The following is a 24,142-nucleotide window of genomic DNA, read 5'->3' as shown; positions in this document are numbered from 1 at the left end:
CCTGTACAGGTGACACCCCCGTCCCCGGCGGCAGGCAGGAAGTACGCGATACGTGCCCGGCGGCCGGGCAATCACCCCGGTCGGCCGACCGGCCGCCCTGCCAAGCCGCAGCGGGTCCGGCGCCGCCCGTGCGCCGGTCGGCCGGCGGTCCGGCGGCCTCCCCGGACCGAACCGGACCGCGCCCAAGCGCGCCCGCGTCAGTCGGTGTCGGTCGCCGCCAGCACGGCCAGCCGCCGACCGTCCGGGGTGACAGCCGCCAGGCCGAGGTCCCAGGCCACCCGCTTGAACCACTTCGTGTCGGCGTCGAAGCCGTACCAGGCGCAGTCCCGTACCCGCTGCTCGACTTCGCCGAACGTCGCTCCCTCCGCGGCACCGGACAGACCGGCGAGCGACTGCCACGCCGCCAGGCGGCCGTATGCGCCGAGGATGCCCGAGTTGTATGCGCCGCCGGTAGACGCGGCGGCGAAGAGCACACGCCATGCGTATGCCGGCGCGATGGAGGACGCCGAGAACTTCCTCTCCTTGCCCGTCCCCTTCAGGCAGTCGAGTCCCAGCGCCACGATCGCACTCGCAACCGTGTCGCCGTTCAGGGGCTCGGCGAGGGCGAAGATCCGTGCTTCGGTCCGCCCGTTGGACTCCTCCACCCAGTTCGCCACGGCCTTGACCACGGCCGTGCCCTCCGCCTCGGTCGTCGTCTCCGTCGCCGCGGGAACGGGCGCCCCGGGAACCGCCGTTCGGCCTCCGCTCTCGACCGGCCCGTACGGGAGCGAGTAACTGCCACCGTTCACGCCGTAGTCCGGCAGATCGGCGTCTTCTTCCACCTCGGACCGGGTGAGGGGCAGCCGACCGAGTGGGTGACGGGTCCAGTGTGACGAAGTCGCCCAACGGGCGATGCCCGGCACCTCGGCGACGGCCACGCCTCTGAGCACCAACTCGTGGACCAGGCAGGCGCGAAGCTCCTCCGAAGCGCTCCCGGACGTACCACTTTCGGTGAAGGCCACGGTCAACTCCTCAGCCGTACGGCTGGAGACGAGCAGCGATGCCGCCTTGCGGTCCAGAGCCCGGCCGCCGACCGCCGGCGCGGCGATCAGTCGGAGGGCCTGCGCGAGACTCTCCGGCCCCTCCGCCAGAATGAGCATCCGTAGGAGACGGCTGAAGACGCTTCTGTACTGCCATCCCCGGTCGGCGTTGGGGGCGTACCTCTCGGCAAGGGCGATACCCAGGTCCGCCACGAAGGCGGCGTCGCCCGCCTCCAGATGACGGTCGGCCTCCTTCCACACGCCGGTGACGTCCTTCAGCTTCGGCAACTTCCGCACGATCTTCGCTATCCGATCAGCCACCGCCTCAGCCTAGATTCCCGGCGCGGCCGCCGCCCGCGCCTTTCCGGCCGTCGCGCCGCACGCGACCCGCTCCCCGGCAGGCGCGACGCCGCGTCGGGGCAGGCGGGGGTGGCCGCCCGGCCATGTCGCTGCCCGAGCTGTCACCGACCAGCGGGCACGGGCGTGGCCGCCCGCCCGGCAGCCGTGCGCGGGCGGCGTACCGGACCCGCCCCGCCCGGGGGAGGCGAGCGCCACCCGCGGGCGGCGGACGTATCCGCGGGTCCTGCCCGGAGGGCGGCTGCGGCAGTTCGGGGCGGCACTGCGGGGGCGGAACGTGCCGCAATCTGTGCCGACCCGCCCCGGGCGCCGAACCTAGCCTGGACGCACGGAGCCGAGAGGAATCTTCCCGCGGTCTCCTCTCCTGCTCCTGCCCTCCACCGAACGTACGACGTCGACCGTCACCCACCCTCTGTCTGGAGGAACCGCGATGCCCTCGACCGGCCAGCCGACGACCGCGACCGATTCTCAGAAACCGTCGCGGGACGCGTCCGAACCGTCCGTGGTGGTGCTCGACGGGGGGCCGGGCGGCGGGCCGGGGCCCTCGGTCACGGAACGGATCGCCGCCCGGGCCGCGTCCGCGCCCGAGCGGACGGCGGTCGTGGACGGCCGGCGCCGGGTGAGCTATGGGGAGCTGGCGCTCGCAGCGGCCTTCCGAGCCGACGCGCTGGTCGAGGCCGGGGCCGGCCCGGGCAGGCTCGTGGCGGTGTGCCGCCCGCGCGGCCTGGACGCGATCGTCTCGCTGCTGGCCGTGCTGCGGACCGGCGCCGCGTACGTACCGCTCGATCCGGGCGCGCCGCCCGCCCGCAACGCCGCGATCCTCGCCGACTGCTGCGGGGACGCCGCCGCGCCCGACCCGGCCGCACTCGCCGCCGCCGGCGATGTCGTGCTGGACGGGCCGGGCGTCGAGGCGGGCGCCGCGTACGTCATCCACACCTCCGGGTCGACCGGCACGCCGAACGGCGTGGTCGTCGGCCGGGAGGCGCTGGCGCACTTCACCGAGGGCGCGGCGGCCCGGTACGGGATCGGCGCGGACGACCGTGTCCTGCAATTCGCGCCGCTGCACTTCGACGCGAGCGTCGAGGAGATCTTCGTGACGCTCACCTCGGGCGGCACGCTGGTGCTGCGCGACGACGACATGCTGGACGTGACAGGACTGCTCGCGGGCTGCGCGGAGCACGGCATCACGGTGCTCGACCTGCCCACGGCGTACTGGCACGAGCTGGCGCACGCGCTGGCCGCCGGGACCGCCCGGCTCCCGGACACCCTGCGGACGGTGATCATCGGCGGCGAGGCCGCGCTGCCCGAGCGGGTCGCGCAGTGGTGCCGGACGGTCGGCGCGCGGGTGCGGCTGCTCAACACGTACGGGCCGACGGAGGCCACGGTCGTCGCGACGGTCGCCGACCTGTCCGGGTACGAGGGCGGTCCGATCCCGATCGGGCTGCCGCTGCCGGGGGTACGGGCGGCGGTCGTGGACGGCGAACTCCTGCTGCTCGGCGGTGGACTGGCCCGCGGCTATCTGCGCCGCCCCGAGCTGACGGAACGCCGGTTCACCGAGCTGAACGGCGAACGCGCCTACCGCACCGGCGACTTGGTCACCGTACGGCCGGACGGGCAGCTGGGCTACGAGGGCCGGCGCGACGACGAGGTGAAGATCAACGGTCACCGGATCGACCCGGCGTCCGTCGAGTCCGTGCTGTCGGGCCACCCCGGGGTACGCGAGGCGGCCGTGGTGGTGCAGGAGAGCCCGGACGGGGTGAAGCGCCTGGTGGCGTTCGTGGCCGCGGCCGGTGTGAGCGCCGACGGGCTGCGGGCGCTGGCCCGTGAGCAGTTGCCGCCCGCCGCCGTGCCGAACGCGGTGGGCCTGGTCGGCGCGCTGCCCAGGACCGCTTCGGGGAAGATCGACCGCAAGCTGCTGCGGGTCACCCAGGTCCGGGCCTCGTCCGCCCGGGAGCGGGAGACCGTACCGGACTTCGACGGCGCGCTGCTCCCCGAGGAGGACCGGGTGCCGCTGTCGTACGCGCAGCGCCGGCTGTGGTTCCTCAACCGGCTGGAGGGCCCGTCCGCGACGTACAACGCGCCGGTCGTGCTGCGGCTGGACGGCGTGCCGGACGCGGACACCCTCGACGCCGCAATCGCCGACGTCGTCGCGCGGCACGAGGTGCTGCGCACGGTCTTCCCGGCCGCCGACGCGGAGCCGTACCAGCATGTGCTGGACGCGCCCCCGGTCCGGGTGGTGACCGAGGAGTGCGCGCCGGACGAGGTGGACGCGCTGGTCGCGGCCCGGACCGGTGAGACGTTCGACATCACCTGCCAACTGCCGCTGCGGGCGTGGCTGTTCGTCCCCGGGGACGGCACGTCGGTGCTGGTCGTGCTGCTGCACCACGTGGCGACCGACGGCTGGTCGGTGGCCCCGCTGCTGCGCGACCTGTCCACGGCGTACGCGGCCCGCGCCGACGGGCGGGCGCCGGCCTGGCAGCCGCTGCCGGTGCAGTACGCCGACTACACGCTGTGGCAGCACGACTCGCTCGGCGACCCGGAGGACGCCGACAGTCTCGCCCACCGTCAACTCGCTTACTGGCACGAGGCTTTGGAGGGTCTTCCGGCGGTCGTGGATCTGCCGGCCGACCGGCCGAGGCCCGCCGAGCCCAGCAACGAGGGCGCCACGCTCATCGGCCGGCTGGACCCGGACACCCAGGCGCGGCTGCTCGACCTCGGCGCCGAGCGCGGCGCGAGCCTGCTGATGGTGATGCAGACCGCGCTGGGCGCCGCGCTCGCCGCTGCCGGGGCGGGGCCGGACCTGGCGATCGGGACCCCCGTCGCGGGCCGCGGTGACGAGGCCCTTGACGACCTGGTCGGCTTCTTCGTCAACACCCTGGTGCTGCGCACCGATGTGTCGGGCGATGTGCCGCTGGCCGAGCTGGTCGACCGGGTACGGGACGCGGACCTGGCCGCCTACGCGCACCAGGACGTGCCGTTCGACCTGGTCGTGGAGCACCTCAACCCGGAGCGCTCGCTGGCCCACAACCCGTTCTTCCAGGTGATGCTGACCGTGCAGGGCGGCGCCGACGAGGGGGCGCGACTCGGGCCGTTCGAGGGGCGGTTCCTGCCGACCGGTCTTGATCCCGCGAAGTTCGACCTGAGCGTGTCGTGTGTGGATCTGCGCGACGCGGACGACCGGCCCGCCGGGCTGGAGGTGTGGTTCCAGTACGCGGCCGACCTCTTCGACGCCGACACCGCCGGGCTGCTGCTCGATCTGTACGTCAGGGCCCTGCGCGCGCTGGCCCACACCCCGGGCGCGCGGCTCGCCGAGCTGGAGCTGCTGACCGGCGAGGAGGCCGCGGCCCTGGCCGCGCGCCGCGCGAAGGTCGCCGCCGCCCGGGCGAGCGGACCGGCCCCGGCCGTGGTCAGGACCGGTCTTTCACCGCGCGAGGAGATTCTGTGCGGGCTGTTCGCCGAGGTCATCGGGCACGACCTGATCGGCCCGGACGACGACTTCTTCACCTCGGGCGGCCACTCGATGATGGGTGTACGGCTGATGAACCGCATCCGGGCCGTCCTGGGTGTGGAGGCGCGGATCAGGGACCTGTTCCTCGCGCCGACGCCCGCCGCGCTGGCCCGCCGGATCGGCCGGCTCTCGGCCGCCGGGAGCCGCCCGCCGCTGGTCCCCGCCCAGCGGCCCGAGCGCGTGCAACTGTCGTACGCGCAGCGCCGGTTGTGGTTCATCGACCAGATGGAGGGCGCGAGCAGGTCGTACAACATCCCGTTCGCGCTGCGCCTCGACCGGCCGCTGGACCCGGCGGTGCTCGCCGACGCGCTGGCCAATGTCGCCGAGCGGCACGAGATCCTGCGGACGGTCTATCCGGCGCCGGACGGTCAGCCGCGCCAGCGGGTGCTGGGCGGGGTACGGCCGGCGCTGCGACTCGTGCGGACGACGGCCGCGAACCTGGCGGCGGCGACGGACGCGGCGGCCGGGCATGTCTTCGACCTGGCGGCCGAGATCCCGTTCCGCGCCTGGCTGATCGACACCGACGACGGCGGCCCGCAAACCCTCGTCCTGCTGGTCCACCACATCGCCGCCGACGGCTGGTCGACCGAGCCGCTGCTGACCGACCTCGCCGACGCGTACACCGCCCGCGCGCAGGGGCGGCCGCCGCGGTGGACACCGCTGCCGGTGCAGTACGCCGACTACTCGATCTGGCAGGAGCGCGCGCTCGGCAGCGCCGACGACCCGGAGAGCGTGACGGCCCGTCAACTCACCTACTGGAAGGACCGGTTGGCGGACGCTCCGCCGGTGCTCGAACTCCCCTCGGCCCGCACCCGGCCTGCCGAGTCCTCGCACCGCGGCGCGCAGGCGCCGCTCGCGGTGGACGCCGCCACCCACCGCGCGCTGGCGCGGATCGCGCACGAGAGCGGCGCCACGCTGTTCATGGTGGTGCAGGCGGCGCTCGCCGCGGCCCTGACCCGGCACGGCGCGGGCACCGACCTGCCGCTGGGCACGGTGGTGGCCGGCCGCGACGACGAGGCGCTGGACCGGCTGGTCGGCTTCTTCGTCAACACCCTCGTGCTGCGCTGCGACACCTCGGGCAACCCGACCTTCACCGAACTGCTCGGCCGGGTCCGGGAGACCGACCTGGCCGCGTACGCCCACCAGGACCTGCCGTTCGACCGGCTGGTGGAGCATCTGAACCCGCAGCGGTCGGCCGCCCACCACCCGCTGGTGCAGGTCATGGTGCAGGTGCACCCGGCCGAGGGCGCCACCGGCGCGGAATCGCCGCTGTCGGGCACGCCGGCCGGTCTTGAGACCGCGTTCACCAAGTTCGACCTGACGCTGTCGCTGCACGAGACGAAGGACGCGGACGGCGCCCCCGCCGGGCTGACCGGGGTCCTGGAGTACGCCACCGACGTGTACGACCCGGCCACCGCCGAGCTGTTCGCCGACCGCCTGGCCCGTACGCTGCGGGCGGTCGCGGAGGCGCCCGGGCGGCCGGTCGACGACATCGGACTGCTCACCGCGGACGAGGAGCGGCGGCTCGGCGCGTACAACGACACCGCGCGGCCCGCCGCCGGGACCGGTCTGGTGCACGAGGCGTTCGCCGCCCGCGCCCGCAGCCTCCCGGACCGGACCGCGGTCTCGTACGAGGACGACACCCTCACCTACGCCGAGCTGGACGCGCGGGCCAACGCCCTGGCGCACCGGCTGATCGCCGCCGGGGTGACCCGCGGCGGCGCCGTCGGTGTGCTGATGGACCGGGTGCCGGATCTGCTGGTCTCGGCGCTCGCCGTGGCCAGGACCGGCGCCGCGTATGTGCCGGTGGACCCCCGGCTGCCCGAGGCGCGGGTGCGGATGATGATGGCGGACGTCGGCGCCGGGGTGCTGCTGACCCGTGAGACGCATCTGCCGTCCGTGATCGTCGGGCAGGAGCGGGCGGCGGGGACGCGGGTGCTGACCGCCGACTCCCCGGTGCCGCCCGGCACCCCGGTCACCGACCCCGGGATCCCGGTCGGCGACGACGACGTGTTCTACGTGATGTTCACCTCCGGCTCGACCGGCCGGCCCAAGGGCGTCGGCGTGACCCACCGCAATGTGGTCGAGCTGGCCGCCGACCGGGCCTGGGACCTCGCCAACCACCGCCGGATGCTGGTCCATTCGGCGATCGGCTTCGACGCCTCCACGTACGAGCTGTGGGTACCGCTGCTGGGCGGCTGCCAGTTGGTGATGGCCCCCGGCGACGGCACCGACGTGGCCGAGATCGACCGCACGGTACGGGCCCACGACGTCACCGCCGCGTACTTCACCATGGGCCTGTTCCACATCATGGCCGACGAGGGGCTGAGCACCCTGGCCCGGCTGCGCGAGGTGTGGACCGGAGGTGACGTGGCGTCACCGGCCGCCCTGCGCAGGGTGCTCGACCACTGCCCGGACACCACGGTCGTGCACTCCTACGGCCCGACCGAGACCACCTTCGCCTCGCACTTCCAGCGATTCCCGGCCCAGGGACGGCAGTTCAGGGGTGTGTACCTCGGAGTGCCCATGGACAACACCCGGATTCACGTCCTGGACGCCCGGCTGCGCCCGGTCCCGGCCGGGGTGCCCGGCGAGATGTACATCGCGGGCTCGCACGTGGCCCGCGGGTACGTGGGCCGGCCGGGGCTGACCTCCGAGCGGTTCGTCGCCGACCCCTTCGCGGCGGACGGCGGACGGATGTACCGCACGGGCGACCTCGTGCACTGGCAGCCGGACGGCGAACTGCGGTTCATCGGGCGGGCCGACGGCCAGGTCAAGCTGCGCGGCTTCCGGATCGAGCCGGGCGAGGTGGAGGCCACGCTCGCCCGTCACCCGGCGGCCGGGCAGGCCGCGGTCGTGGTCCGCGAGGACCGGCCGGGCGACAAGCGGCTGGTCGGCTATGTGGTGCCCCGCGCGGGCGCCGCGGTCACCGAGGCGGAGCTGCTGGCCGCGGTGGGCGCCGAACTGCCCGCCCACATGGTCCCGTCGGCGGTCGTCCTGGTCGACAGCATCCCGCTGACCGTCAACGGCAAGCCCGACCGCAAGGCGCTGCCCGCGCCGATGATCCGCTCCACCCCGTCGGGCCGCCGCCCGCGCAACCCGCGCGAGGAGGTGCTGTGCGGGCTGTTCGCGGAGATCCTGAACGTATCCGGTGTCGGCATCGACGACAACTTCTTCGCGCTGGGCGGCCATTCACTGCTCGGGGTGCGGCTGATGAGCCGGATGCGGACCGTCCTGGGCATCGAGCGCGGCGTGCGCGACCTCTTCCGCTCCCCCACCGTGGCCGGCCTGCTCGGCGACCGCGCGGACGACGGCGACCCGATGGGCGTCCTGCTCCCGCTGAGCCCGCGCGGCTCGCAGCGCCCGCTGTTCTGCATCCACCCCGGCACGGGCGTCGGCTGGTCGTACGCGGGACTGGCCGCGCACCTGGGCACCGACCAGCCGCTGTACGCCCTCCAGACCCGGGCGCTGAGCGAACCGGGCTACTCGCCGCAGAACGTCGAGGAGATGGCCGAGGAGTATCTGGAGCGCATCCGCGCCATCCAGCCGTGGGGCCCGTACCGGCTGCTCGGCTGGTCGTACGGCGGGACGGTCGCGCACGCGATGGCGGCCCGGCTGGAGGAGCTGGGCGAGCGGGCCGAACTGGTGGCGATGATGGACGTCCGCCCGATGCCGACCGAGCCGGAGCGGGTGCCGCTGACCGAGGCCGAGAAGCGGGATCTGCTCTTCGCCGAGCTGGACGACGGCTCCAACGCCCCCTTCGACATGGCGGCCGGCATCGAGCGGATGCGGCGCAGGGACATGGTGCTCGCCGACTTCTCCGACGACGAGATCCGGGGCGTGATCGAAGCCTCCTTCGACCACGCGGAGATCCTGCCGCTGTACGCGCCGCGCCGGGTGGCGACCGATCTGCTGTTCTTCACCGCCCGGCAGCCGCTCGACCCGGGCGATTCCCTGGCCATGGAATGGGCGCCTTTCATCGAGGGACCGGTGGAGAACCACGGAATCGACTGCCCGCATCTGCGCATGGCCGAGACCGAACCGATGGCGCACATCGGCCGGGTGCTCTCCGAGAAACTCCAGAGCCTCAACGAGAGCGACCTCTCGCTGTCCCCGAACGCCTGAATCCCACACTTCCGCTTTCCCCGCTCCGCCTGCTCGACGCACAACCCCTTGATCTGCGTACGGTCCCCCGCTTTCCCTTTCTCCGAGGAGCAGAAATGACGAATCCCTTCGACGACAACGAGGGCACCTTCTACGTGGTCGTCAACGACGAGAACCAGCACTCGCTGTGGCCGACCTTCGCCGATGTCCCGGCCGGCTGGACCGTTGTCCGAGGTGAGGGCAGCCGTGAGGAGGCGCTGGCCTATGTCGAGGAGCACTGGACCGACATCCGGCCGAGCAGCCTGACCGCCCAGTACGCGTAATCGAGACCGCTTTTCCGCACAACGACCCGGCCGTTCCCGGCGGCATGCCCATCTGCCGCCGGGAACGGCCTTTTCGCTGGCCGAAATCCTGATTCCGCTTCCGCTTTTCTGCCGCCGCAACTTCCTCTCGGCCGCCCCGCCGAAGCCTATATTCGTCCTACGCAGCGAGGAATCTCCCCCCTTTCCTCGACGACCTCCCGGAGACATCGCATGGAGCTCCCCACCGCCGGCCTCAAGGTGCTGGTGACCGGTACCGCGTCGGATTCCCACACCTGGAATCTGGTCTATCTCCAGCTCTTCGTGGAGGAGTTGGGGCACCGGGTGGTCAACCTGGGTCCGTGTGTGACGGGCGAGCTGCTGGCCGAGGGCTGCCGCCGGCACCGCCCCGACCTGGTCGTGATGAGCAGCGTCAACGGGCACGGCTACCGCGACGGCCTGACCGCCGTCACCCGGCTGCGCGCCGAACCTTCGCTGGCCGGCACGCCGCTGGTCGTCGGCGGCAAGCTCGGCGTCGCGGGCGAGCGCGACCCCGAGCGCGCGGCCCTGCTGCTCGCGGCGGGCTGCGACGCGGTCTTCGACGACGGGGACCTGGACGGGCTGCGGGACTTCCTCACGGCGACCGCGCGCGGTGCCCTCGGCCCGCGCGCCGACCGTACGCGGGCCGAGGGCGGGCGCCCGGACGCCGTCCTGCCCGCCGGGAGCAGCGCGTGACCGGGCCCGGCGGCCCCGCCCCCGCCCGGTCCTTCGGGCGGTTCGTCGCGGACGCGGCGGCCGCCGGACAGCTCGTGGTGCAGCCGCGGATGGGCTTCGGCGATCCGGTACGGATGCGCGCGGGGCTTGAGCGGACCCGGTTCGCGGCCGCGACCACGGTCGGCACGCTCACCATCGACAGCTACACCCGGGTCGGCGACCTGGCGGGCGCCCGCGCGGCCCTCGCCGAGGGCGTCCCGCTCAACGGTTACCCGATCACCGCCCACCCGGTGGAGCGCACCCGGGCGCTGCTGGCGGGGGTGCGGGACGACTCTTTCCCGGTCCAGGTACGGCACGGCTCCTCCAGGCCCGAGGCGATCATCCGGGCGCTGACCGCCGCGGGCCTGGACGCCACCGAGGGCGGCCCGGTGTCGTACTGCCTGCCGTACGGCCGTACGCCGCTGCGCGAGTCGGTCGACAACTGGGCGCGCGGCTGCGAGCTGCTGGCCGAGCTGGCGCCCCCGCCCCGGGTGCCGCACCTGGAGACCTTCGGCGGCTGCATGCTCGGCCAGCTGTGCCCGCCCGGGCTGCTGGTGGCGCTGAGCCTGCTGGAGGGGCTGTTCTTCGTCGAGCACGGCATCCGTGAGATCTCGCTCAGCTACGCGCAGCAGACCGACCGTGCCCAGGACACGGAGGCGGTACGGGCGCTGCGGCGGCTGGCGGCGGAGTTCCTGCCGCCGGCCGTGGACTGGCATGTGGTGCTCTACACGTACATGGGTGTCTACCCGGCCACGGAGGCGGGCGCGTACCGGCTGCTGCGCAGTTCGGCGCGGCTCGCGGTGCTTGCGGGGGCGCAGCGGCTGATCGTGAAGACGGCGGCCGAGGCGCACCGCATCCCGACCGTCGGGGAGAACGTCCGCGCGCTGGAGGTGGCGGCCGCGGCCGCGGCGGCCGAGTGGCCGTCACCTCGGCCGTCCGGCACAGGAGTTGACGCCCTGGACTCCCCGTACGGGGTGGACGGCCTCATGGGACCGGCCGGCGCGGACGCTCCGGAGGTCCTGGAGGACAGCGAGGTGTACGTCGAGGCCCGTGCCTTCGTCGAGGCGGTGCTCGGCATCGGCAAGGAGACCGGGGCCGCGCTGCGGATCGCCTTCGACCGGGGCTATCTGGACATCCCGTACTGCCTCCACCCGGACAACGCGGGCCGGTCGCGCAGCTTCGTGGACGCCGGCGGGCGGCTGCGCTGGTCGCGGGTGGGGGCGATGCCGGTGGCCCCCGGTCCGGCCCCGGCCGGCGGACCGCGCGCGCTGACGGCCGACGGGCTGCTCGCCGCGCTGTACACCGTCGCCCAGCGGCACGACAGGCCCGACCTGTACGACGCCACGGACCGGCCCGGACCTCACCGTCCTCGCGGTCTTCGCGGGCGGCCCGGCCCCGGCGACCCTCGCGGCCGGCCCGACGAGCACGGGCACCACGGCCCGCCCGGCTGACCGCCCGCCGTCCGGCCCGCCCGCCGCCTGACCCGGCCCGACCGATCCACCTCGCGCACACCCCCTGGCAACGCACCCCCAACGACCGGGAGTCGAGATGCAGCAGACCGTCACCCCGCCCGCCCCCGTGACCGCGCCCGGACCCGACCCGCGGGCCACGGCCGACGCCGTACCGCTGCCGCCGCCGCTCGGTGAGCATCTGCGCTCGGCGCGGCTGCGGGCGGCGATGCTCGTGCAGCAGGAAGCGCTGTACGCCGCACGGGAGTTCCTGCGCGCGATCGGCTTCACGGAGCTGCTGCCGCCGCTGATCGGGCCGGTCACCGACCCCGGCGGACGCGGCGCCAAGGCGCTCGACGTGGACTACTACGGACACCCGTACAAGCTGATGACCAGCGCGATCCTCTACAAGCAGGCGTCGCTGCGGGGCTTCGGCAAGCTCTTCTACATCGCGCCGAACGTCCGGGTGGAGCCGCCGGAGACCGCCGGGACCGGGCGCCACCTGGTGGAGTTCCACCAGATCGACGTCGAGATGGCCGGGGCGAGCCGGGACGACGTGCAGGACATCGCCGCCGGGCTGCTCACGCATGTGGTCGGCCACGTGTGGACGGCCGTGCCGGACGTGCTGCGTGAACTCGGCCGGGACGAGGCGGACTTCGCGGAGCTGCTGGCCGGCCCGTTCGGGGTGACCACCCACGCCGAGGCCGTACGGCGGCTGGCCGCCCGGGGCCACACGCAGAGCCCGGACGCGGAGATCGACTGGGCGGGCGAGAAGGTGCTCTCGCTGGCGGCCGACCGGCCGTTCTTCGTCAACGACTACCCCAAGGGCTCGCGCGGCTTCTACGACCGTGAGGACCCCGAACACCCGGGCGTGCTGCGGAACTTCGACCTGATCGCGCACGGCGGCTACGGCGAGCTGGTCAGCGGCAGCGAGCGCGAGTCGGACTACGCCACGATCGTGACCCGGATGCGGGAGAGCGGCGAGAACCCGGCCAAGTACGCCTGGTACCTGGACCTCGCGCGCGAGGGCATCCCGGCGTCCGCCGGCTTCGGCATGGGCGTCCAGCGGCTGGTCCGCTTCCTGACCGGACTGGACGCGCTGTGGCAGGTCAGCGCCTACCCCAAGCTCCCCGGGACGGTGGCGCCGTGACCGGGCTGCGCGCGGCCGGCTTCCCCGAGCGGGAGGTACGGGCCAGGGCCCGGCGCGGCACGGCGGAGGTCTTCCCCCCGGCGGACGCCTACGGCCGTGAACTCTTCGGCGCTCAACCGACCCCATCCACGGACGAGTTGGACCACGCACGACTGGCCCCGCCGGTCTTCATGCCGCAACGGCTGGAGAAACTGATCGAGCTGGGCCGCGAGCCACTGCACGACGACGTGGACCTGCGCGCCGCGGTCGGCGGCTTCGCGAGCGAACTCCCCTTGTTCCTCTCGGCGTTCGGCTCCACGCGGGCGGGCAGCGGCGACCTCGGTGTCGCCGCGAGCCGCCAGGCCGCACGCCTCGGCATCCCGATGGTCATCGGCGAGAACATGGTCCCGGTCCACGGCTACCGGCGCGGCGGCGGCGACGGTACGCGCTCGGCGCTGCTGGCCCGGATCGCCGCGTACACGGAAGCGGTCGCGGACGGCGTCGGCGGCGTGGTCGTCCAGCAGTCCACCGAGGACGCCGACTCCGAGGTCTGGAACCTCGTCTACAGCGACCCCTCCACCCGGCCGCTCCTGGAGTCGGGGCGGCTCGGCTTCGAGCTGAAGATCGGCCAGGGCGCCAAGCCGGGCCTGGGCGGGATGACGGTCGTGGGCGCGGCGGAGGCGGCCCGGCTGGCCGGACGGTTCGCGGTCCGGGACGTACTGGGCGGCGGCGAATCCACCGGCGCGTTCACCGGCGAGTCCACCGGCGTTTTCACCGGCGAAGGCGCGGCCGAGGCCCGGAAGGCGAGCGCGGACGGCGACAGCGACGAGAGCGGGGACCGGGAGGAGGGCGGCGAGCGGGACACGGACGGCGAGACGAGCGGCAGCGGCGGTCCGGCCGCGTACCGGCTGCGCTGCGCCAGCCCCGGGACCTTCACCGAGGAGATCGTCCGGCAGCAACTGCGGTTCATGCGCAACAACTTCCCCCGGGCGAAGGTCTGGGTGAAGTTCCACCCGGGCCGGGACGTGGGCGAGGCGGCGGCGACCGCCTGGCGGGCCGGCGCGGACGCGGTGACGGTCGACGGCGCCGAGGGCGGCTCCGGCTGGGCGCCGCGGGTCTTCCTCGACCAGGTCGGACTGAGCCTGGCCGAGTGCCTGCGCAGGATCGGCCGGCCGGACGGCTGTCTGCTGGCCACCGGCCGGATGTGGGAGGGCGGCCGGGCGGTACGGGCGCTCGCCCTCGGCGCGAGGGCGGTCGGCCTCGGCCGGGCGGCGCTGATCGCGGTGGACGAGGACCCGCGGGACGGCCTGGTCCGGCTGGTGGACGCGCTGTCCCTGGAGGCCCGGCTGCTGATCAGCGCGCTCGGCAAGTACGACGTGGACGCGCTGACCCCGGAGGACCTCTGGCAGCCGCGCCCGTACGACGCCCCGGCGTACCCGTACGCGGCCCCGGTCGGAGGCCGGCCGTGAGCCGGGCGGCCGTGAGCCCGGCGGACGTGAGCCTGTCGGCCACGGGCCCGGCGGCCGGGTCCGGTGTCCCCGCGACCGGGCAGGCGCCGCCGGGCGGCCGGTCATGAACCCCCTGGCCGAGGGCGGCCCCGCGCGGGCCCGGCCGCCGGGCACCAGCCACCCCGCCTCGTACGGGAGTTGTACGGTCCGCGCCCGCTTCCAGCTCTCCGAGACCCCCGTCGTCGCCGTGCAGCCCGGCCAGGCCGCGTGGGCCGGCGCCGTCGCCGTACGGACGCTGGCGGTGGCCGGGCGGTCGTACCAGGGCGGGCTGCTGCACCTGCGGACGTACGGGCGGGTGCCGCGGACCCTGCGGCGGGCGCTGGCCGCGGCGCAGCGACGGGCCACGGTGCTCGCCGTCGAGTCCACCCTGCGCGGCGGGCGCGGCACCGCCCGGGTACGGGTCCGGGCGCACCGCCGGCCCTGAGCACCGACCGCCGTCCTTCGCGCGACTCCCCTCCTCACGACCTCCCTTCACAGAACAGGTGATCCCATGGACACGACGCCCCGATCCGCCCCGCCCGGTCCCGTGCCACGGACGGCCCCCGTCCACTGGGGCAAGGTGAGCGCGCTCGTCAGCGGGCAGGCGGTGGTGCAGGGCGGCAGCTTCGCGCTGCTGATCGCCATGAACTGGACCGCCGTGCAGATCGGCGGCACCAGCGCCGTGAGCATGCTGATGCTGGCGTCGACCATTCCGCGCGCGCTGATGCTGATCTTCGGCGGCGCGGTCACCGATCTGCTCGGCCCGCGGTTCGTGCTGCTGCGGACCACGGCGGCGCGGGCGGTGGTGCTGGCCGTCGGGGCGCTGATCACGTACTCCGCGGACCACTTGTGGCAGCTGATCGTGGTCGGACTGACCGAGGGCGCGCTGCTCGGGCTCTCCGGTCCCGCCTCGGGCGTGCTGATGCCCCAACTGGCCGCCCCCGAGCACCTGGGCAGGGCCAACTCGCTGTACGCGATGGTGCTGCGGATCGCGCCGATCGTGGGCGCGCCGATCGGCGCGTGGCTGATCAGCGTCGGGCAGCTGTGGGAGGCGCTGCTGGCGGCGGCCGTGACCGGGCTGATCTGGCTGGGCTGCCTGCTGTACGTCACCAAGGGGTTCAAGGCGCCGCGCCGAGAGCCGGGTGTGTCGATGTTCAAGCGGTCCGCCGACGGCTTCCACCTCCTGGTCCGCAATCCCCGGCTGCGCTACATGTTCATCGCCTCCTTCTGCCTCGACCTGGCCTTCGGCTGGCCCGCCGACGTGGCCCTGCCGTCGCTGGTCTCGGAGCGCGGGTGGGGGGTGAGCGCGGTCGGCATCGTGCTCGCTGCGTTCAGCGCGGGCGCGCTCGGCTCCAGCGCGCTGGGCGCGGTGATGGCGCACCGCATCTCGCTGTTCGTGCGGCTGGTGGTGACCGGGCTCGGGCTGTCGGTCGGCATCCTGGTGATGGCCCTGATGCCGTCGGTGCTCTCGCTGACCGCGGTGGCGGCGGGTGTGGGCCTGCTGTCGGGCCTCAACGGCCCGGCGATCGTGACGGTCTACCAGCAGGCCGCGCCGGCCTCCCGGATGGGCGCGGCGATGTCGACACTGTCGCTCTCGGGCATCGGCACGGCTCCGATCTCCATCGCGATCTTCAGCAGCCTCGCCATCGGCCTGGGCGTCCAGACCACCTGGCTGATCTGCGGCGCGATCGCCTTCGGCTCCCCCCTGGCGGCGATGGTGGCCCTGCGCCATCCGATCCCCACGGAGGCGGACACGGACCCGGACGCGGACGCTCCCGCGAAGCCGGAGAAGGTCATCACGCCGGTGAACGCCCCCGCCCCCGCGCGGGCCACGACCACGGCCACCCGGCACGAGGCGGCGGAACGAGGGCGCACAGCCCAGGCCGCACCCGTCCCGACCACCGACGCCCGCCCCGAACCCGCCGGACGGCCCACGAGGCCCGGCCACTCCCCCGCACCCCTCGTCCTCGCCACCACGCAGGCGTCGACCGCCCGGCCCGAGACCGACGGTCCGGCGCACGCCACCGGAAGCGCGGCCCCCGCACAGGCCGCGCGCTCGACCACCGGCCTCGTACGCCCGGCCGCGCAGGCCCCCGCACCGGCCGGCGCCGGACCCGCACACACCACCCCCCTGCTCACGGCCGCAAAGGCCCCCGCACAGGCCACCACCCCCACCACACCGGCCGCGCAGGCCCACACGCTGTCCGCGTCCTCGACCACCGGCCTCGTACGCCCGGCCGCGCAAGCCCCCGCACCGGCCGGCGCCGGACCCGCACACATCACCCCTTCCGGCACCGCCCCCCTGCACACGGCCGCGCAGGCCGCAACCCCCACCACGCCGGCCGCGCAGGCCCCCGCATCCGTGTGAGGCAGCCATGAGGCATCCGCTGTTCCCGACCCCCACCGTCCCTCCCCCGGCCAGCGCCACCGCGGGCGGGCTGCTGATCCCGACCGCGCTCGGCACGGTGTACGCCGCCGCCGTGCCCACCTCGGCGCTCACCGCGGCCCCGCAGGTGTGGCTGGTGGACACCACCGCGCACCGGCACGCCGCGTCGCGCCGGGCGCCCGTCACCCTGGACCCGGAGGAGCTGGCCCGCGCGGCGGAGTTCCTGTACGAGGGCGACCGCGACGCCTACGTGTGCGCCCACGTGGCGCTGCGCCGGCTGATCGGCGCCTACCTCGGGCTGCCGCCGCGCGACGTCTCGCTCTCGCGGGCGCCGTGCGCGCACTGCGGCGGGCCGCACGGGCGGCCGGTCGTACCGGGCGACGCGCTGCACTTCTCGCTCTCGCACTGCGCGGACCTGAGCCTGCTGGCCTTCGCCACGGCCCCGGTCGGCGTGGACGTCGAGTCCATTCCGGCGCCGCGGACGGTCGCCGAGACCACCGATGTGCTGCACCCCCGCGAGGCGGCCGAACTCGCCCTGCTGGCCCCGGCCGAACGTCCCCTGGCGTTCACCCGCGTGTGGACCCGCAAGGAGGCGTACCTCAAGGGCCGCGGCGTCGGGCTCTCCGCGGACCCGGCCGCGGACTACGTCGGCTCGGGGCCGGTCGCGGTCGCGCTGCCCGACTGGTCGGTGACCGACGTGGCCGTCCCTGACGGGCACTGCGCGGCGGTCGCCGTCCACGTACCGGGGCTGCTGCCCTGACCGCCGGGCAGCGTCGCCCGCGCCCCCGCCGGAGGTCCCGCGCGCACCACGGGGACCTCCGGCACGGGCCGGCGGCGGCACGAGCGGCAGTACGGCCACGGCGGTACGGCGGCGGAAGCGCGGACCGGGCCGAGCGTTCGCCAATACGGGGCTCGAAGGACGTATTCGACGCATAATGCCCTGACTGCCGCCCGCCCGTGCCCGCGTACCCGACCCCGTGGAGGTCGCCATGGCCGTCCCGTGCCGCCCGACCGTCCCACCGCACGCCGCGCCCGACGGGCGAAGGCTCCGGCCCGGGACGTCCCGGCGCTGATGGCCGCCACACCACCCGAACTGCCACCCGGGCCGGACCCCGACCCCAAGCCAGGTCCCACACCCGGCCCCGATCCGGAACACGGCCCGTACCCCGACAGCCCACGCCCCGGCCCGTGGACCGGCCTGTGGACCGCCCTGCGATCCCGCGCCGTCGCGCTGCGCCGCGCCGCCGAGCGCCGCTTCCCGGTGATCACCGAACTCACCGCCCGCCTGCTCTCGGTGAACGTCCTGGACGGCGCCACCCGGCTGGCCGCGCAGATCTTCCTGACCGCCATCCCGTTCATGTTCGTCGTCGCGGCCTTCACCCCGCAGGGCGTACGCGACCAACTGGTCGACTCCGCCCAGGAGCTCTTCGGGCTCACCGGCGCCTCCAACGAGCAACTGCGCCGGATCAACGGCGCGCACGGCGCGAGCACCGACACCCTGCGGCAGACCACGGGGGCGATCGGCATCGTCATGGCGCTGCTGTCGGCCACCGCGAGCAGCCGGGCGATGGCCCGGGTGTGCGAGCGGGCCTGGCGGCTGCCGAGGGCGGCGACGCGGGTGGCGGCCTGGCGGTGGTTCGCGTGGATCGTGACGTGGGTGGCGGTCCTCGTCGTCCAGGGGCCGTTGCGCCACGGCTTCGGTACGGGGCTGTGGCTCGGGGTCCCGCTGATCTTCCTCGCGGACGTGGCGGTGTGGTGGTGGACCCAGCGGCTGCTGCTCGGCCCCCGCGTACGGTGGCTGCCGCTGCTGCCGGGCGCGGTCCTCACCGCGGCGGCGATGACCGCGCTGTCGGTCACGGCCCGGATCTACATGCCGAGGGCGCTCAACCGCAGCCTGGCGGCGTACGGTTCGCTGGGGTCGGTCTTCACACTGCTGTCCTGGCTGGTCGCGGTGTGCGCCGCGCTGACCGCGACGATCACCGCGGGCGCGGTACTCGCCGCGGAACCTCCCCTGGCCGGCCTCCTGCACGCGCCCCGGAAGCGGACCGACGCGCCCTGACGGCCCACCCGTCCGGGAGGTCCGGGCCGCGCGGGAGCGGAGCCCGGCGGGCGAGGCGCCGACCGCGCCGCACAGCCCAACTCCCTTACAGGCAGGGCGAGTCGGCCATCGGCAGGCCCGTCCGGACACCGAGCGCCGCCCGCCGGAACCGCCGTTTCGCACCCCACAAGCCCCACTCACACCTCGGATCACCCACCGTTCCACTCTCCAGAGAGCGCTCTCTGCAACCGCTTGACACAGGGCCGCCCGGCCTCCAGGGTACGTCTGCGAGAGAGCGCTCTCAGGACGCGCTCGCACAACGCCCATGCGTCGTCGGGTTGCTGGCAATACGTGTTGTAAAGGTGGGTCGTACCTCATGACTTCATTCAGGGCCGCAGACAGTGAACTCCCCGAGCCCAAACGCAGATCCGAGGGCGGGAGCGCACTGAGCCGCCGCTCGTTCGTGACCGCGGCCGCCCTGGCGACCGCGGTGCCGGTGGCGGGCGCCGCCACCCCCGCGGCGGCGCACTCACCCGCCAGGCCGCACCCGCGCCCCCACCCTCACCCCCCGGCCGAGCCGGACTTCGGCCCGAACGTCAAGGTGTTCGGCCCCAGCACCCCGAGCGCCGAGATCCAGGCCGCGCTTGACGCCGCCGCGCGGATCAGCGTCCCCGCCGAATTCGGCACGCAGCGCTACGCGTTCCTCTTCAAGCCCGGCACGTACGACGTCGACGCGCAGCTCGGCTACTACACGTCCGTGGCCGGTCTGGGCCTGTCGCCCGACGACGTCACCATCAACGGCGCCGTGCGCGTCGAGGGCCAGGACCAGCCGGGCGGCGGCGACAGCGCGCTCACCAACTTCTGGCGTTCCGCGGAGAATCTGGCCGTGGTCCCGACCGACGGCATCGACTGGTGGGCGGTCTCCCAGGCCGCGCCGCTGCGCCGGGTGCACATCCGCGGCCAGCTCTTCCTCTTCCCGCGTCAGGGCGGTTACTCCAGCGGGGGCTTCATCGCCGACTCGGTGGTCGACGGCCAGGTCATCAACGCCTCGCAGCAGCAGTGGCTGACCCGCGACAGCTCGGTCGGCAGCTGGTCCAACGGCGTGTGGAACCAGGTCTTCGCCGGCGTCCAGGGCGCCCCCGAGCAGTCCTTCCCCAACCCGCCGTACACGACGCTGCCCACCAGCCCGCTCAGCCGCGAGAAGCCGTTCCTGTACGTCGACGAGCACGGCCGCTACCGGGTGTTCCTGCCCGCGCTGCGGCACGACGCGGTCGGCGCCTCGTGGAGCGGCGGTACGACCCGCGGCTCGTCCGTGCCGATCGAGCGCTTCTTCATCGCGAAGCCGGGCGACTCGGTGCACACCATCAACAAGGCGCTGTCGCAGGGCAAGCACCTGCTGCTGACCCCGGGCATCTACAAGCTCAACGGCACGATCCAGGTCAAGTGGGCGGGCACGGTCGTCCTCGGCCTCGGTTTCCCGACCCTCACCCCGACCAACGGCTCGGTGCCGATGACGGTCGCCGACAGCCGGGGCGTACGGATCGCGGGTGTGCTCTTCGACGCGGGCCCGGTCAACTCCCGGGTGCTGCTGGAGATCGGCGGCAAGCGCGGCGGGCGGACCGACCCGCGCGAACCGGCGTCGGTGCAGGACGTGTTCTTCCGGGTCGGCGGCGCGGGCGCGGGCAAGGCGACCACGGCCCTGATCGTCAACAGCGACAATGTGCTGCTCGACCACATCTGGGCCTGGCGCGCCGACCACGGCACGGGCGTCGGCTGGACGGTGAACACCTCGGAGACCGGCGTCGTCGTCAACGGCGACAGTGTGCTGGCCACCGGCCTGTTCGTCGAGCACTTCCAGAAGCACAACGTGATCTGGAACGGCGACAAGGGCCGCACGATCATGTTCCAGAACGAGCTGCCGTACGACCCGCCGAACCAGGCGGCCTACCGCCACAACGGCGTCAACGGTTACGCGGCCTACAAGGTCGCCGACTCCGTGAAGCACCACGAGGGCTGGGGTCTGGGCTCCTACTGCTACTTCAATGTGAACCCGACGATCCACACCGCCCACAGCTTCGAGGCCCCGGTCCGGTCGGGTGTGAAGTTCCACGACCTGCTGACCGTCTCCCTCAACGGCGCCGGTGTGATCGACAACGTGATCAACAACTACGGCGGCCCGGCGCAGGGCGTGGACACCGTACCGGTCAACATCGTGAGCTATCCCGCGAGTTGACCTGCCGCGCGGTCGGCTGAACGGGCCGGGGCCGGCGCCGTCCGCACGGGGGGACGGCGGCGGCCCTCCACCGTCCCCCGCGACCCGCCCCGGCCCTCCGGGCGCCGCGCCGGCCGCCCTACCGCCCGGGCGCCACCCCCGCACTCGCCTCCCCGCCGATTACGCTGTCGGAGTGGCAGTCGACCTCCAGAAGCCCGACCCCCGGGCCCGTGACCAGCGGCGCCCCCGCGCCCGCAGGCGCCGGGCGCTGCTGGTCACCGCGGGCGCGCTCGCCACCGCCGTCGCGGTGGCGGGCACCGCCGATCTGCTGCTGGAGCGCTTCGCCGGCCACCGCATCGCCGAGGCGGCAAGCTGCAAGCTGCGTCCCACCGGTCCGGTCTCCGCGAGCCTGACCGGGGCGCTGGCCGGGCTGCGGCTGCTCACCGGAGAGCTGGGCACGGTCCACATCAGCGCCGAGGACGTACGCCGCGACGGCACGAGCATGTCCGTCGCGGCCGATCTGCACGACGTCACGATCAGGGGCGCCATGAGCGGCGGCACGGCCACCGCCACCATCGGCTACGACCAGCTGCGCAAGCGGCTCGGCGGAGCCGCGGCGGGCCTCAGGCCCGGCCACGACGACCGCGGCCTCACCCTCACCGGTACGTTCGCCGGCCTCCCGCTGCCGGTCACCGTGCACACCCGCACGACCACGACCGCCGACAGCGTGACCGTCACGCCGACCAGTGTCTCCGTGCTCGGTCAGGAGATCCCGGTGGACCGGCTGGAGACCGTGCGCGGCGGCGCGTCCCTCGCGAGCCGGCTGGGACCGCGTACGGTGACCGTGCCGGGACTGCCCTCGGGCGCGCGGCTCACCGGCGCGCACGCGGGCCCCGGCGGCCTCGACGTGAAGGTCGCGCTCCCCCGCAGCTCCGGCGGCTCCTCCTCCAACGGGTGTGCCGCGTAACGAGCTTCGGCCACAGTCTCGACCAGCGGATCATCCCTCCCTAGGATGTGAGCGGTCCTGCAATTGCAGCACTACGCAGAGTCGAGATGTCATGAGGGGTCCTATGCCATACGGGGACACACCGCTGACCGACAAGATCGACGTGACGGTGCCCAGTGTGGCCCGCATGTACGACTTCCTCCTCAACGGAAAGGACAACTACCCGGCCGACCGAGAGGCCACCGAACAGTTACTCCAGCAGGTTCCGAGCACCAAGGTCCTCGCCCTGAACAACCGTCAGTTCCTGCGCCGCGTGGTGCGCGTACTGGCCGAGGACTACGGCATCAAGCAGTTCGTCGACCACGGATCGGGCCTTCCGACCCAGGACAACGTCCATGAGGTCGCCCAGCGGATCCACCCCGACGCCCGGGTCGTGTACGTCGACAACGACCCGATAGTCCTCGCCCACGGCCGGGCGCTGCTGGAGCAGAACGAGAACACGGCCGTCATACAGGCGGACATGCGCGACACCGACGCCATATGGGAGAGCGCGGAGGTCAAGCGCCTGATAAACCTCGACGAGCCGGTCGCCGCGCTCTTCGTGTCGGTGCTGCACTGCATCCCGGACCGCGACGACCCCTCGGGCGTCATCCACCGCGTCGCCCGCCGGCTCCCGCCCGGCAGCTACATGGTCGTCTGCCAGCTGGTCAGCGAGGACCCCGAGACCCGGCGGGCGGTCACCGAGTTCATGGACCAGTCCACCGGCGGACAGTGGGGCGAGGTGCGGCGCGAGCAGGACGTGCGCGACTTCCTCGACGGTCTGGAGATCCTGGAACCCGGTCTGGTGGAGGTCTCCACCTGGCGGCCCGACAACGACCTCGCGCTCAAGCAGCCCGGCGAGGAGTGGATCGAGTTCGGCGGAGTGGCCCGTCTGGGCTGAGCGTGCCCGTGGACGTCACCCGACGGTACGTCCACCGGTCCGTCCGGTTCCCGTGACGCGCCGAGAAGGCCCTGTACCGAGCGATCACTCGTAGCGGTGCAGGGCCTCTTCCAGCATGACCCGGCTCGCGGCGGGAGTCGCCGCGAGGGCACTCAGCTCGTCGAGCGCGGCGCGGTACTTGTCCAGGTCCTCCAGCCGGTCCAGATAGACCGCGCTGGTCATGTGCTCCAGGTACACCACGTCGGGCAGAAAGCCCTGCGCGAAGCGCAGATACGTGACGGCGGCGCCCGGCGTGGCTTGGGCGCTGGCCGCCCAGGAGGCGATCTGGAGCCGTACGCCCGGTGCCCGCAGCACATCGAGCAGATACTTCAGCTGCTCCCGCATCACCTGCGGACCGCCGACCGGGCGGTACAGCACGCCCTCGTCGATCAGCGCCCACAGCACGGGAGCGCCGGGCTCGGTCATCCGCCGCTGGCGCTCCAGCCGCAGGGCGACCCGCTGCTCCCGTTCGTGCTGGGGCTCGAGCCGGTGCCCGCTGTAGACGACGGCGTCCGCATAGGCGGGCGTCTGGAGCAGACCGGGCACGAACTGTGTCTCGTAGGTGCGGATGACATGGGCGTCGCGCTCCAGGCCGATGAGCCCCTGCAGCCAGTCCGGGACGACCTCACCGTACGGCTGCCACCAGTCGGGGCGGGCGGAGCGCTGCACCATCGCCGTGATCTCGGCGCGCTCCTTGGGGTCGACGCCGTAGAGGTCGAGCAGGTCCTCGACATCGCGTACCTTCAGCGAGACATGGGCGGTCTCCATACGGCTGATCTTCGACGCGTGCGCTCTGATGTGCGAACCCGCCTGGTTGGGGCTCAGCCCCTGGGCCTCGCGCAGCGCACGCAGATAGTTGCCGAGTACGCGTGCCATGGCCTTCGACCCCATGTCGGGGCGGCGTTCAAGCAGTTGTATGGGTGAGACTGGCTGCGGCGAAGAGGGCATGCGGGCTCCCAGGCTGATACGTGACCGGGGCCAGTATTGCACCGGGGAGCCCGTCGCTACCGCCTAACGACGGTGTTTATCGGCCGACTTCAGGCCGTGAACGCGTCGAAGTCACCGTCCCTGGCGCCCTCGACGAACGCGGTGATCTCCGCCCGGGTGTAGACGAGGGCGGGGCCGTCGGGGTGCCGGGAGTTGCGCACCGCGATGCTGCCGTCCGCCAGCGCGGCCACCTCGACGCAATTGCCGCTCGGATTGCTGCGGCCGCTCTTGATCCACTGGGCGCCGGCGATCGAACTGGCCTGCACGCCGTTGTCGAACTGCTGCACTCGGCATCACTCCCTCATGAGTCGCCAACTCGCGGTCTGCATCCGCATCACAGACCACGATGGGTACACACGTACCCCACCGAGCACTTGCGGATGCAATTTCCGATGCAATTGCATCCACGGGTGAGATCAGACGATACTGTCAGTCGCACAGTGATCTCGATGCGTGCACAGCAGCTTCGCTCGGAGGGGTGAACCGCATG

16 protein-coding genes are annotated in these 24,142 nt (G+C 73.6%); 13 read left to right on the top strand and 3 right to left on the bottom strand.

What is annotated here, in order from left to right; translation table 11 throughout:
• Nucleotides 1–197: 197 nt before the first annotated feature.
• Complete coding sequence (locus tag OHA30_RS32220; RefSeq protein WP_328917393.1) at nucleotides 198–1,340, bottom strand: DUF6183 family protein; 1,143 nt, start codon at nucleotides 1,338–1,340, stop codon at nucleotides 198–200.
• A 466-nt stretch (nucleotides 1,341–1,806) separates the two neighbouring features.
• Here OHA30_RS32220 and OHA30_RS32215 point away from each other — a divergent pair, with 466 nt between their 5' ends.
• The 13 genes from OHA30_RS32215 to OHA30_RS32155 all read left to right on the top strand — a co-directional run bounded on the left by OHA30_RS32215 (nucleotide 1,807) and on the right by OHA30_RS32155 (nucleotide 22,626).
• Nucleotides 1,807–9,009 carry a non-ribosomal peptide synthetase gene (locus tag OHA30_RS32215; RefSeq protein ID WP_328917392.1) on the top strand — a complete coding sequence of 2,401 codons (7,203 nt, stop codon included), beginning with the start codon at nucleotides 1,807–1,809 and terminating at the stop codon, nucleotides 9,007–9,009.
• A gap of 95 nt (nucleotides 9,010–9,104) precedes the next feature.
• Entirely contained in the window at nucleotides 9,105–9,311 is a 207-nt protein-coding gene (locus OHA30_RS32210; RefSeq protein ID WP_328917391.1) for an MbtH family protein, read from the top strand.
• 210 nt (nucleotides 9,312–9,521) lie between these two features.
• Nucleotides 9,522–10,022 carry a cobalamin B12-binding domain-containing protein gene (locus tag OHA30_RS32205; RefSeq protein ID WP_328917390.1) on the top strand — a complete coding sequence of 167 codons (501 nt, stop codon included), beginning with the start codon at nucleotides 9,522–9,524 and terminating at the stop codon, nucleotides 10,020–10,022.
• Nucleotides 10,019–11,491, top strand: coding sequence for a methylaspartate mutase (locus tag OHA30_RS32200; protein WP_328917389.1), 1,473 nt, complete (start codon nucleotides 10,019–10,021; stop codon nucleotides 11,489–11,491). Before OHA30_RS32205 ends, OHA30_RS32200 begins: the two co-directional genes overlap by 4 nt.
• Before the next feature lie 97 nt (nucleotides 11,492–11,588).
• Nucleotides 11,589–12,638 (top strand): asparagine synthetase A, encoded by a 1,050-nt coding sequence (locus OHA30_RS32195; protein WP_328917388.1) that lies wholly within the window; start codon nucleotides 11,589–11,591, stop codon nucleotides 12,636–12,638.
• The gene (locus tag OHA30_RS32190) at nucleotides 12,635–14,086 is read left to right on the top strand and encodes a glutamate synthase-related protein (RefSeq protein WP_328917387.1); all 1,452 of its coding nucleotides are present in this window, start codon (nucleotides 12,635–12,637) and stop codon (nucleotides 14,084–14,086) included. Before OHA30_RS32195 ends, OHA30_RS32190 begins: the two co-directional genes overlap by 4 nt.
• Before the next feature lie 103 nt (nucleotides 14,087–14,189).
• Nucleotides 14,190–14,549, top strand: coding sequence for a hypothetical protein (locus OHA30_RS32185; protein WP_328917386.1), 360 nt, complete (start codon nucleotides 14,190–14,192; stop codon nucleotides 14,547–14,549).
• Nucleotides 14,550–14,615: 66 nt separating this feature from the next.
• Entirely contained in the window at nucleotides 14,616–16,472 is a 1,857-nt protein-coding gene (locus OHA30_RS32180; protein WP_328917385.1) for an MFS transporter, read from the top strand.
• A gap of 7 nt (nucleotides 16,473–16,479) precedes the next feature.
• On the top strand, nucleotides 16,480–17,250 hold the full coding sequence (locus tag OHA30_RS32175; RefSeq protein WP_328917384.1) for a 4'-phosphopantetheinyl transferase family protein: 771 nt from the start codon (nucleotides 16,480–16,482) through the stop codon (nucleotides 17,248–17,250).
• A gap of 312 nt (nucleotides 17,251–17,562) precedes the next feature.
• Nucleotides 17,563–18,549, top strand: coding sequence for a YhjD/YihY/BrkB family envelope integrity protein (locus OHA30_RS32170; RefSeq protein WP_328917383.1), 987 nt, complete (start codon nucleotides 17,563–17,565; stop codon nucleotides 18,547–18,549).
• Nucleotides 18,550–18,904: 355 nt separating this feature from the next.
• On the top strand, nucleotides 18,905–20,761 hold the full coding sequence (locus tag OHA30_RS32165) for a coagulation factor 5/8 type domain-containing protein (protein ID WP_328917382.1): 1,857 nt from the start codon (nucleotides 18,905–18,907) through the stop codon (nucleotides 20,759–20,761).
• 172 nt (nucleotides 20,762–20,933) lie between these two features.
• Nucleotides 20,934–21,707, top strand: a complete 774-nt coding sequence (locus OHA30_RS32160) for an LmeA family phospholipid-binding protein (RefSeq protein ID WP_328917381.1) — start codon at nucleotides 20,934–20,936, stop codon at nucleotides 21,705–21,707.
• A 103-nt stretch (nucleotides 21,708–21,810) separates the two neighbouring features.
• Nucleotides 21,811–22,626, top strand: a complete 816-nt coding sequence (locus tag OHA30_RS32155; RefSeq protein WP_328917380.1) for an SAM-dependent methyltransferase — start codon at nucleotides 21,811–21,813, stop codon at nucleotides 22,624–22,626.
• An 84-nt stretch (nucleotides 22,627–22,710) separates the two neighbouring features.
• Here OHA30_RS32155 and OHA30_RS32150 read toward each other — a convergent pair whose 3' ends face one another.
• Nucleotides 22,711–23,541: a helix-turn-helix domain-containing protein gene (locus OHA30_RS32150; RefSeq protein ID WP_328917379.1), complete on the bottom strand. Its 831-nt coding sequence runs from the start codon at nucleotides 23,539–23,541 to the stop codon at nucleotides 22,711–22,713.
• Nucleotides 23,542–23,702: 161 nt separating this feature from the next.
• A complete protein-coding gene (locus OHA30_RS32145; protein WP_328917378.1) occupies nucleotides 23,703–23,939 on the bottom strand; it encodes a DUF397 domain-containing protein in 237 nt (78 codons plus the stop codon).
• Nucleotides 23,940–24,142: the final 203 nt, after the last annotated feature.

Origin of the sequence: Streptomyces sp. NBC_00223, assembly GCF_036199905.1 — a bacterium.
Taxonomy (GTDB): Bacteria; Actinomycetota; Actinomycetes; order Streptomycetales; family Streptomycetaceae; genus Actinacidiphila.
The sequence above is the reverse complement of the archived record's forward strand: the minus strand, read 5'-3'. Positions and strand labels throughout refer to the sequence as shown.